An 11,357-nucleotide genomic window follows, 5' to 3' on the forward strand; every position below is an offset into this window, starting at 1 on the left:
GCGGCGCGCGCCTAGGATCACCGGGACGGGGACGGCGGACGGGACACGGGAGAGACGGCGGACATGGCGGACGAGCGCGTGTACCTGGTGACCGGGGGCGGAACGGGTATCGGGGCCGCGACCGCGCGGTCGTTGGCCCGGGCGGGCCACAAGGTGGCGGTGTCCGGGCGCCGCCCCGAGCCGCTGCAGCTGGTCGCCGAGGAGATCGGCGCCCTGCCCGTACCGTCGGACATCGGGGACCCCGCCGCCGTGGCCTCGCTCGTCGAGACGGTCGTCGGCACGTACGGGCGGCTCGACGGTCTGGTGCTCAACGCCGGCATCGGGCGGGGCGGTGGGGTGGGCGAGGTGACCCTGGAGGACTGGGACGAGGTCATGCGGACCAACCTCACCGGTCCGTTCCTGCTGCTGCGCGCCGCGCTCCCGCATCTGCTCGACGCCCGCGGCGCGGTGGTCGCGGTGGCCTCGGTGTCCGCCCTGCGCAACGGCGTCGGGAACGCCGCCTACGCCACCTCCAAAGCCGCGCTGCTCCAGCTGTGCCGCTCGCTCGCGGTCGACTACGGGGGCGCGGGGCTGCGCGCCAACACCGTGTGCCCGAGTTGGGTGCGCACCGACATGGCCGACCGCCGAATGAACCGGTTCGCCGACGAGGCGGGCCTGGAAGGGAACGGCCTGGAAGCGGCGTACGAGGAGGTGACCCGGGTCCTGCCCGCCGGGCGGCCCGGTGAGCCGCACGAGGTCGCGGAGGCCGTCGCCTGGCTGCTGTCGCCCGCCGCCTCGTTCGTGAACGGCGCGACGCTCACCGTCGACGGCGGCGCGACCGCGCTCGACCCGGGCACCCTCGGCTTCGAGTTCCGGCTGGAGCCACGCGCCCCGCGGGTCTGACCGGCAGTCACGGCCGAAATGACCGGCCACGTTCCACCGACCGGCCACCCCGCACGGACGGGACGGTCACGGTCATCCCGCACGGTCGGGACGACCAGCGGCGCGCCGCTGGTGGCGGGGGACCGAACAACCGCCGCGCCCATCGACGCCGTCGCCGCGAGGGCGTCGGCACGCTCGGGAGCGAGCCACAGGGCCCGAACCTCGGCGCAGATCCAGCAGACGCCGCTGACCGGCACTCTTCATCGCGTCGGCGCGCGAACACCCTGACCGGTGATGGCCGACGCTTCGACATGCGCTTCACCACACGCGGGTGAACCATGGAGAGAGGTCGCGCGTGCGGCAGCCGCAGACGAGGGAGAAGTCAGGCAGCTGTTCCGGCTCCGATCTCCAGAGGTGGCGAGCGTGGACGTTTTCGATGCCGTCGTCGTCGGTTCGGGTTTCGGCGGATCCGTGACGACGTTTCGCCTGGCCGAGGCCGGCCTGAGCGTATGCGTCCTCGAAAGAGGGAAGCCGTTCCCGCCCGGGTCCTTTCCCCGCAGCCCCCACGAGGCGGCCAAGAACTTCTGGGACCCGGATTCCCGGTTGTACGGGATGTACGACATGTGGAGCTTCTCGAAGATGGACGCGCTCGTGTCCAGTGGGCTGGGCGGCGGGTCGTTGATCTACGCGAACGTCCTGATCCGCAAGCCGGAGAGCTGGTTCGTGCACGAGGCGTTCGACGGCGGCTACGAGAACTGGCCCGTCACCTATGAGGACCTCGATCCGCACTACCGCTCCGTCGAGACCACGCTGGGCGCGCAAGAATACCCCTTCGACGTGGAGCCCTACCGGAGCACGCCCAAGACCCTCGCCATGCGCCGGGCGGCCGAGCGGCTGGGTCTTCCGTGGGAACTTCCGCTGCTGGCCGTCTCCTTCGGGGACCCCCCGGTGCCCGGCGCCCCTCTCGACGGCGGCGAGGACAATCTGCACCACAGCCCGCGCTATGCGTGCAGGCTGGTCGGCGAATGCGACCTGGGCTGCAACTTCGGCAGCAAGAACAGTCTGGACTTCACCTACCTCAGCGCCGCGCACCGGCTCGGGGCTGACATCCGGACCCTCTGCGAGGTCCGCTCGTTCGAACCGGTCCGAGAGGGCTTCCAGGTCTCGTACATCGAGCACCGCGCAGCCGGGGACGAGGATCCGTCGGCTCCTCCCGTACGGCGGACCATCAGGGCCAGGCGGCTGGTCCTCTCCGCCGGCACGCTCGGCACGACCTATCTGCTGTTGCGGAACCGCAGCGCCTTCCCCGCGCTCAGCCCGGCCCTTGGCACGCGTTTCTCCGGGAACGGGGACTTCCTCGGGCTGGTGCTCAAATCCCGGGAGAGGCGTCAGGACCGGTCCGAGGAAGGGGAAGCGGTGCCGCACCTGATGGAGCCGAGTTTCGGACCGGTCATCACGAGTGCGATGCGGGTGGACCGCAAGGGAAGCGGCGAGAGGGACCGGGGGTTCTACATCGAGGACGCCGGGTACCCGGAATTCCTCAACTGGCTCGTCGAGCACAACGTCCTCACGATGTCCAACCGCGTCGGGAGATTCCTGCTGCGTCGAGGGTGGTCGCAGCTGACCGGTACCGCACGCAGCCGTGTGGGACGACAGCTCGGTGACGCCATGGGCAAGGGGCTGTTCACCGCGACGTCCCTGCCGCTGCTCGGCATGGGAAGGGACGTCCCCAACGGCCGGATGTTCCTCCGGGACGGGCATCTGGACCTCGACTGGAAACTGGCCGCGTCCGATCAGTACTTCGACCAGATGAACGCGACCATGGAGCGCGTGTCGCGCAGTCTCGGCGGACGCTACGCGGCGAATCCCCTGTGGTTGCTCAACCGCCTCATCACCGTGCATCCCGTGGGTGGCGCTCCGATGGGGCACACCGCGAGGGAAGGCGTGGTGGACTCCTTCGGCCGCGTGTACGGCTACCCGGGACTGTCGATCGCCGACGGCTCGGTACTGCCCGGCCCCGTCGGCCCGAACCCCTCGCTCACCATCGCCGCGCTGGCCGACCGGTCGGCCCTTCGCATCGTCGAGGACCACCGGCAGAACTCTGAGAGCGCCTCATGACGACCGGACAGGGCACCACGCCCCGCAGCGGATCCCCGCGCAGGTCTCTCCTCCTCGCCGGCGGCGGGCTGAAGGTCGCCTACCAGGCCGGCGTCCTCCAGGTCCTGCTCGACGAGGCCGAGTTGACGTTCGACCACGCCGACGGCGCCAGTGGAGGCGTGTTCAACCTCGCGATGTACTGCCAGGGGATGTCCGGGCGCGAGATCGCCGACAACTGGCGCACGCTCTCTCCGCTGAAGGGCGTCACCCCGAACTGGCGCGAGCTGCCGAAGGGGCCCTACGCCCGTTCCCTCTTCACCCTGGACGGCTACCGGCGTCGCGTCTTCCCGGACTGGGGGCTGGACTGGGAGCGGATACGGGCCACCGACCGTGAAGCCACCTTCAACCTCTACAACTTCAGCGCCAACGAGCTGGAGCCGGTGACCGCCGACCGCATGGACGAGGACCGGTTCTGTGCCGGGGTGGCGCTGCCCATGTGGTTCCCTCCGGTCGTCATCGACGGGCAGACGTACATCGACCCGGTCTATCTGACCGACGCGAACGTCGAGGAGGCGATCCGGCGGGGCTGCGACGAACTGTGGATCATCTGGACGGTCAGCCGAAGGCACCGCTGGCGCAACGGCTTCGTGGCCAACTACTTCCACATCATCGAGACGACGGCCAACGGCGGACTGCAACACTGGCTGCGCCGGATCGAGGCCAGCAACGCCGCCATCCGCAACGGGGAGGAGGGAGAGTTCGGGCGCCCGATCGAGGTCCGGCTGCTGAGCGGCGAGGTGCCCCTGAACTACCTCATCAACTTCAGCCGGGACCGTTTCGCCCAGGCCGTGGAACTCGGAGTCCGGCATGCGCGCCGCTGGTGCACGGACCAGGGGATCTCCTGGAAGCCCGGAGTGCCTCCTGGCCGCCCCGACGACCCGACCCGCATGCGCTTCACCGAACGCATGGTCGGCCGTGTCGTCTTCGGGGAGGACGACGCCGGGCAGGCGGCCTCGTCGGCGGGCGGCGCCGCCGCCGACATCGCCCTGCACCTGACCGTCGACATCAGGGGGATGGACCGCTTCCTCTCCGGTCCCGAGCACGAGGCCGAGTTGCGCGGTGAGATCCTCTGCCAAGAGCTGGGCGGGCGCCTTCCGGTCGAGCGCGGAACCTTCCACCTGTTCGTGGAGCACTCCGGCCCGCAGCACCTGCGGATGCGCTACCGCCTGTTCTTCAGCGACCGGGCCGGTCACCGGCTCACCCTCAGCGGGTACAAGGATGTCAGCGAGGACTCGCGCCGGGGGATCTGGAAGGACACGTCCGTCCTCCACACGCGCGTCTTCCGTGGTCACGTCGACGCCGACGAGGAGTCCGGAGCCCAGTCGGTGGCCGCGGGAAGCGTTCGCATCTGCCCCGCCGACTTCGTGAAGCAACTCACCACCTTCCGGGTCGAGGCACCGAATGCGCGCGGCAGGGTGACCACCCTGGGACGGTTCGGGCGGTTCTTCCTCGGCAAGCTGTGGGACGTGTACGCGCAGAACGTCCTGCCCTGGTCCCCTCTGTGACCGAGGAGAAGCCGAAATGGACTTCCATGAGCTGCGCGGACACGCGGACGAACTGCGATTCACTCCGCAGGAGCCGGTCCGCTGGCTCGCGCCGAAGGAGCTGGCGCGCACCGCGGTCAAGGTCTGCCTGGCCGCCGTCTTCGCCGGCTACTCGGACAAGCGAGAGATCCAGGGCGCGCTGGAGGCCGGTCTCCTGCGGGCGCCGTTGGCGGATCCCCGCGCCGAGGAGATCTGGATCGATTTCGTCGCGGACCTCGGCGACGGATTCGAGGCGACGGCCTCGGTGGCATCCGCCCTGGGGGCGGACCGACTCGCCTTCGACGGGTCCGGCCCGCTCCCCCGTGGCTCGCTGCTCGTCCTCGGCGGGGACCAGGTGTACCCGGTGGCGTCGGCGACCGCCTACGAGGACCGGATGAAAGGGCCCTACCGCGCGGCGCTCCCGTCGGCGCCGGACGAGCCGCTCATGGTCGCGCTGCCTGGCAACCACGACTGGTACGACGGACTCACCGCGTTCCTGCGGATGTTCACCCAGGAAAGCGTGATCGGCGGCTGGCAGACCCGGCAGACCCGGAGCTACTTCGCCGTGGAACTGCCGCAGCACTGGTGGCTCGTCGGACTGGACAGCCAGCTCGGCACCTACTTCGACGATCCGCAGCGGCGCTACTTCGAGACCCACTTCTCGCCGCGGCTGCGTCCGGGTGACAGCGTCATCGTCTGCTCGGCCGAGCCCACCTGGGTGAGGAGCGACGAGAGGCCCGACGCCTTCAACTCCCTGCACTGGTTCGACCGCAACATCGTGCGGTCCCGCTTCGACCGGACGACCCGGAAGCACGAGGAGACGGGCGCCTCGATCCGGTTGTGGCTGACCGGCGACAAGCACCACTACGCCCGCTACGCGGAGCGGCTGCCCGATGACGGGGCCGGGGCCGGCGACGCTCTGCCCCCGGACCCCCGGCGGCGCCAGATGGTGACGTGCGGCCTGGGCGGCGCGTTCCTCTCGTCCACCCACAGGCTCCCGAAGGCCCTGCCCCTGCCGCCGGCCACCTCACGCATGCAGAAGAAGGACCACCCACCGACGGCGTTCGCCCTCGCCCAGCACACGTACCCGGACGCGGCGGAGTCCCGCTCGCTCGCCCGCGCGATCGCCAAGCCCTGGTCGCGGTACTGGCTCCCGCGGCGCAACCCCGGATTCGCCGCCCTGGCCGGGGCGCTCCAGATGGTGCTCGTCCTGATCGCGAGCGGCGCGTTCGCGCTGGCCGAGGGCCGGCACGATCCCGTCGGGGCCCTGCGGGGCGCCGGCGTCGACGACGTGCTCGGTCTGCTCTGCGCGAGTGCCTGCCTCTTCGTCCTGCCCTTCGTGATCGGCTGGTGGAGTGGGCTGCTGCGCGGACGGCGCCCTGGGGCGCCGTCCGGTCCGGTCGTGGCCGCGCTGTTCCAGGCGGCGGTCGCCGCCGCGGCCCTGGCCGTCACCGTCGCCATCGCCCGGTCGGTCCCGTCCTCCTGGAACGGCTTCGCGTTCCTGGCGGTCCTGCTGGTCGTCGCCGCCGTGATGGGCGCTTCCCTCGGCTCCCAGCTCTTCGCCCTGTGGGTGCTGTGGACGAACCGGGGCCCGGTCGCCGACTGGCAGATGTCCGGGCAGTCCATCGACGACCACAAGGGCTTCCTCCGGATGCACCTCGCGCGGGACGGCACGCTCACCCTCTACCCGCTGGCACTCGACGGGACCTGCCGTGACTGGAAGCTGGAAGAGGTCGAGGACGCGGAGGGCGCGTGGAAGCGTCCGGTACCCGAGCCGACTCCGACCGTGCGGCTCATCGAGGATCCCGTCGTGATCGCGCGGCACGGTCAGGGGGTGACCGCGAGGAGGCACCGGACCGGGCTCGGACAGGCCGGGCGGCGTGCCGGCGGGCGGTGCCCGGGGGCGATCGGCGTACACATGTGTCGGCGTACCCGTCGGTCGGGCTAGTCCGGCGTGCGGGTCGCGGTGGTCGGCGCTTGTCTGGAGGAGTCTCGTGCCACCCCATGAGACGTACGCGACCGGGAGGCGCCACGACATGCAGCCCCAGTTCAGGACGCGGAACATCGCGTCGGCCGGTGGATTCCTTTCGGTCGCCGAATGCGCCGACGTCATCCGGGCCATGACGCAGGCGCCGCGGGAGCCGGCCCAGATCGTGCGCGCGGGCGAATCGGTCCTGGACGAGTCGCTGCGCCTGTGCTTCGACCACCACTTCCCGGAGGACTTCAAACGCCGCATCGGCGATCGCATGGCGTCCTATTTCGTCGACCACCGCGCGGAGTTCGACTCGGAAGCGGACTATTTGTACGGCCCGTACTTCATGTCGTACGAGAAGGGCAGCTACTTCCGCGCGCACCGGGACGTGGCCAACCACAAGGACGATCCGCCCCGGCTGGCCGCCCACCGGTGGTCGCTGCTGCTCTACCTCAACGGACGCGACGGCGGCGAGGCCCTGCCGACGTTCGACGGCGGCGCGCTCACCGTCTACGAGACCGACCCGGGCCTGCGCGACCGCCGGGTGGTCGTGGTGCCCGAGCCCGGCATGCTGCTGTTGTTCCGGTCCTCCCTGATGCACGAGGTGGCGACCGTGCGCGACGGCACGCGGTACGCGGTCGCGGGGTGGATGTCCAGTGCAGACTCCCCCGCCCTCGGAGGCCCGCGATGACCCACCACTCTCCCGCGAACGAGTCGGTCCGGATGACGGTGACGAAGGAGACCGACGTCGAAACGCGGACCGCGCTCGCCGCGTTCTGCCGCCGCAACCGGTTTCCGCACCTCTATTCCGAGGTCCTCGAACCGCTGTTGTCCCAAGGCGGCCTGGTCCTTGCGCTGGCCATGACGGAGCGGCCGTGGCCGCCCAAGGGCATCGGGTCGCGGACCGTCGAGGCCGTGGGCATCGCCATGGTCGGCAGCGAGAACCGGGCCCATCTCACTCCCGTCCTGACGGACCGGCGGAACGCCACCAACATCGGCCTCGTCGGTGCCGTGACGAAGCAACTGCTTGAGCACCTGCGCGAGGCGAACGTGCCGTCGGCCGGATATCTGGTCCGCCAGGGCGACCGGGCTCTCGAGCGCGCGCTCGAGCAGGCCGGTTTCACCGAGGCCGACTTCCAGTCGTCCACCGACTTCGCCGACTACCTGGAGTTCTCCGCGACGCCGCAGAAGGTGCTCGACGCGCTGAACCTGGGCCGGCTGAGGCTCGGCGACCTGCTGGCACTCGGTCTGGACGGCGGCGAGCTCGACCGGCTGAGCTCCTACCACTTCGCGCTGAGCGCCGGGCTCACGGCCTACCTGCAGGACTCGATCCGGTACGCGGCCATCCTGCCGGGCCTGATCGACCTGATCGCCACGTCTCCTCCCGGGGGAGTTCCGCCCGGCACGCCCGGCCCCCCGCTGGAATGACCCGCACGGCGTCCGGGGCGGAGCGGGAGTCTCTTGGGCGGTCGGTGACCGTTTCGCTGGTGATCGCGAGCCTGGACGAGGGCGCGGAGCTGCACGAGACCCTGAGGTCCGTGTTCGCCGGGTCGGACGTCGCCGACGAGACCATCGTCGTCGACGACGGCGGCACCGACGGCAGTTGTGCCGCCTTGGAGCGGGAGGAGTGGCGCGCGCGAGGGGTCGTGGTACACCGCATCCCGCGCAGCGGCGTCGCGGCGGCCCGCAACGCGGGCGCCCGGCTCGCCCGGGGCACGCACCTGCTGTTCCTGGACGCGCACTGCCGGCTGGAGCGGGACTGCCTCGGCCGGCTGCGGGCCGCGCTGGCCGCCGGACCCGATGCCGTCCTCGCACCCGTTCTGCGCGACTTCGGCGGCACGGCACTGGGCTGCGGCGCCCGCCTGATCGACGCCGCCCTGCGGGTCCGCTGGCTGCCTCCGGGGCCGGACGGCGCCCCGTACCCGGTGCCCATCGCGCCGGGCGGCTGCCTGGCGGTGCGGCGGGCGGTGTTCGAGCGGCTGGGCGGCTTCGGGGCCTTTCGCGAGCTGGGGCTCGAGGACGTCGACTTCAGCCTGCGGGCGTGGCGCGCCGGGATCGACGTGCTGGCCGTCCCGTCGGCACGGCTGGAGCACCGGTTCCGCCCGTACCCGCCCTACCGTCTGAGCTCCGCGAGCCGCGCGTACAACGTGGCACGGGTGGCCCTCGTCCATTTCGACGGCTCGCGCCGCGAGGAGTGCCTGCGCAAGGTGATCGGTACGCCCAGGGCTGCGGAGGTGCTGATCGAGGCGTTCGCCGGCGACTGGGAGGTGCAACGGGGCGCCGTCGCGGCAGCGAGTGTGCGCTCCGCGGAGGCGTTCTTCGAGAGGTTCGGCGACTGGAGGTGAGGCTTGTCCAGCGTGCGCCGCGCCGCCCCGTGGGCGCACCGGGCCGGACCCGACGTGAGGAGCCGCCCACGGAGTGACCTGCCGGGCATCAGGCTGGGGTGCAGGGCAATGGCGAGGCGCACCAGGAGAAGATGCGCGAGGCGACCGAGATCGCAGGCTACGGGGCGGCGCCGAAGTGGACGGCACGTGATGCCGCCCGCACGGTCCATGCGGTCCTGGCGGCGGAACGGGCCCGATCCCGGGCTGACGGGGAAGCCCCGATCGGTCAGGTCCGTTGCCGTTCTCCGACGCCAGTGAGGCGGGGGGCAACCGCGCGGCGTACGGCTGGGTAGGAACCGAACAGGCCTCGGAGGACGGACGTCGCGCCGCCTCCGCCGCACATCGCCCACGCCGGGACCGCCAAGGGCCGGTCCTGGTGCCGCCCCGCCAGGTGTCAGAAAATGCCGAGTTGACCCACCCGCTAATATTTGCCGGGTGACAAGTTATCGGACTGGACGGTGTGCGGTTGATCTCACTCGTCGGCCGCGCCGATGAAGCGGCCGCTGCCTGAGCATCCGATAGAGCGATCCGTTGTGAGGCTCGGTCGCCGGGAGGCACCTGCCGTGCTGCCTCAGGGCTGCGCTGCCCGTCGCCGATCACTGGCACACAGGCGTGCCGGGCAGCCGCCGCCAGGCAGCGGCCCGTCGCCCAGCCCGAACTGACCATATTTGCAGAAAGCAGGAACCATGCCCGTTCGAGAAGAGAACCTGGACGTCGAGGTCGAGGTCCGCGACGCCGTCACCGCGATTCTTACCGTCGGCGGCGAACTGGACATCGAAACCGCCACGTTCCTGCACCATCACATCGCCAACCAGTTCCTGCACGGGCGCCGTCACCTCGTGTTGGATCTTTCGGCTCTGAGCTTCATGGACTCCTCGGGTCTCAACGTGGTGATCAAGGGTGCCCGGGAGGCCCGTGAGATGGGTGGGGACCTGCACCTGGTGGCTCCGACGCCCGCCGTCCGGCGCCTCCTCGAGATCACGGGTCTCAATGTGACGACACCCATCCACGCGGACGTCGACGAAGCACTCGCGACCGTGCGGCAGCAGGATTCCGTCGTCGATCCTCAGGTTCGCTCCGCAGACCGGGAGAACACGGAGCAGTAGACCCGCACCGGCCCCTCAGAGCTGACGCGACGGGTGTGGCACCGCCAGGAGAGGCACGCGGGGCCACACCCGTGTGCGACGCCCCGTGTCCCTGGAAGCCGGGGCACGATCAGGAAGATGACGCATGATGACGAGTACGCAGGAACCGCTGCGCCCGGTCTCGCTCACGGAGGACGCGCACGACACGGGGGCCTCCGACTCCGGTGCGCGTCTGCGACGGCGCCTGGAACGTCTGATCGGTATCGCGGCGACCGAGGGCAACGCGCTGGTCCCCCTGCGCAACGGCGATGAGATCTTCTCGGCCATGCTCGGCAGCATCCGCTCGGCCCGGTACACGGTGGACATGATGACCTTCGTGTACTGGAGGGGCGACATCGCGCGACAGTTCGCGCAGGCCCTGGCCGATCGGGCCCGCCAGGGGATACGCGTGCGGCTGCTGCTGGACGGCTTCGGCAGCCGGCTCATAGAGAAGGAGCAGCTGCGGGCGATGGAGGACGCCGGTGTGAACGTGTCCTGGTTCCGAAGACCGCTTCGGCTCTCTCCGCTCAAGCAGAACCACCGGTGCCACCGTAAGGTGCTCGTCGTCGACGAGGAGGTCGCGTTCACCGGTGGTGTCGGCATCGCCGAGGAGTGGTGCGGAAACGCCCGCAACGAACGCGAATGGCGTGACACACACGTCCAGGTCAGTGGCCCCGCGGTGGACGGCATCGCCGCCGCCTTCGCGCAGAACTGGGCGGAGTGCCACGAGAAACTCTTCGACGAACGGGACCGGTTCATCGACCACCAGCCGCACGGTGACGCCGTGGTCCAGGTCGTGCGCGGCTCGGCCGGCTTCGGCTGGCAGGACATGCAGACCCTGATGAGGTCGTGCTGGAGAGCGCGCGGGAACGTTTCCGGCTGACCACCGCCTACTTCGCCCCCGACAACTTCTTCGTCGAGCTGCTGTGCGCCACGGCGCGCCGAGGAGTCGAGGTGGAGATCCTCCTGCCCGGCCCGCACACGGACAAGAGGGTCTGCCGGCTGGCCGGACAGCACCATTACGACGATCTCCTCGCGTGCGGCGTGAAGATCTTCGAGTACCAGCCGACCATGATGCACGCGAAGGTCATCACGGTGGACCGGGCCGCCGCCCTCATCGGATCGACGAACTTCAACCGCCGCTCCCTCGACCACGACGAAGAGGTCATGCTCGTCGTCCTCGACACGGTTTTCACGGCCGCCCTCGACGAGCACTTCGATCACGACCTCCGGGCGAGCACCGAGATCGTGCCCGGCCGCTGGAAGGGCCGCTCGTTCCTCCAGCGCGCCGGGGAGACGGCCGTCCTTCCCATCCGCCGCTTCCTGTGACGCCGGA

At 70.5% G+C, this 11,357-nt stretch carries 8 protein-coding genes and 1 pseudogene; all 9 read left to right on the plus strand.

Going from position 1 to position 11,357, the window contains the following annotated elements:
• Nucleotides 1-63: 63 nt before the first annotated feature.
• The 9 genes and pseudogenes from ACFWUY_RS18305 (at nt 64) to ACFWUY_RS18345 (ending at nt 11,350) form a co-directional block, all read left to right on the plus strand.
• Nucleotides 64-882: an SDR family NAD(P)-dependent oxidoreductase gene (locus ACFWUY_RS18305; protein WP_384108685.1), complete on the plus strand. Its 819-nt coding sequence runs from the start codon at nt 64-66 to the stop codon at nt 880-882.
• 402 nt (nt 883-1,284) lie between these two features.
• Entirely contained in the window at nt 1,285-2,979 is a 1,695-nt protein-coding gene (locus tag ACFWUY_RS18310) for a GMC oxidoreductase (protein ID WP_384108687.1), read from the plus strand.
• Nucleotides 2,976-4,523: a patatin-like phospholipase family protein gene (locus ACFWUY_RS18315; protein WP_384108690.1), complete on the plus strand. Its 1,548-nt coding sequence runs from the start codon at nt 2,976-2,978 to the stop codon at nt 4,521-4,523. Before ACFWUY_RS18310 ends, ACFWUY_RS18315 begins: the two co-directional genes overlap by 4 nt.
• Nucleotides 4,524-4,539: 16 nt before the next feature.
• On the plus strand, nt 4,540-6,489 hold the full coding sequence (locus tag ACFWUY_RS18320; protein ID WP_384108693.1) for a hypothetical protein: 1,950 nt from the start codon (nt 4,540-4,542) through the stop codon (nt 6,487-6,489).
• A gap of 88 nt (nt 6,490-6,577) precedes the next feature.
• Complete coding sequence (locus tag ACFWUY_RS18325) at nt 6,578-7,204, plus strand: 2OG-Fe(II) oxygenase (RefSeq protein WP_384108695.1); 627 nt, start codon at nt 6,578-6,580, stop codon at nt 7,202-7,204.
• Nucleotides 7,201-7,941 (plus strand): hypothetical protein, encoded by a 741-nt coding sequence (locus ACFWUY_RS18330; protein ID WP_384108698.1) that lies wholly within the window; start codon nt 7,201-7,203, stop codon nt 7,939-7,941. Before ACFWUY_RS18325 ends, ACFWUY_RS18330 begins: the two co-directional genes overlap by 4 nt.
• A 59-nt stretch (nt 7,942-8,000) precedes the next feature.
• Nucleotides 8,001-8,858, plus strand: a complete 858-nt coding sequence (locus ACFWUY_RS18335; protein ID WP_384108701.1) for a glycosyltransferase family 2 protein — start codon at nt 8,001-8,003, stop codon at nt 8,856-8,858.
• 707 nt (nt 8,859-9,565) lie between these two features.
• Nucleotides 9,566-10,003 (plus strand): STAS domain-containing protein, encoded by a 438-nt coding sequence (locus tag ACFWUY_RS18340; RefSeq protein WP_384108704.1) that lies wholly within the window; start codon nt 9,566-9,568, stop codon nt 10,001-10,003.
• Between the two features lie 127 nt (nt 10,004-10,130).
• Nucleotides 10,131-11,350: pseudogene (locus ACFWUY_RS18345) on the plus strand (phosphatidylserine/phosphatidylglycerophosphate/cardiolipin synthase family protein).
• Nucleotides 11,351-11,357 lie beyond the last annotated feature (7 nt).

The sequence above is a fragment of the Streptomyces sp. NPDC058664 genome (genome assembly GCF_042716635.1).
Classification (GTDB): Bacteria; Actinomycetota; Actinomycetes; order Streptomycetales; family Streptomycetaceae; genus Streptomyces.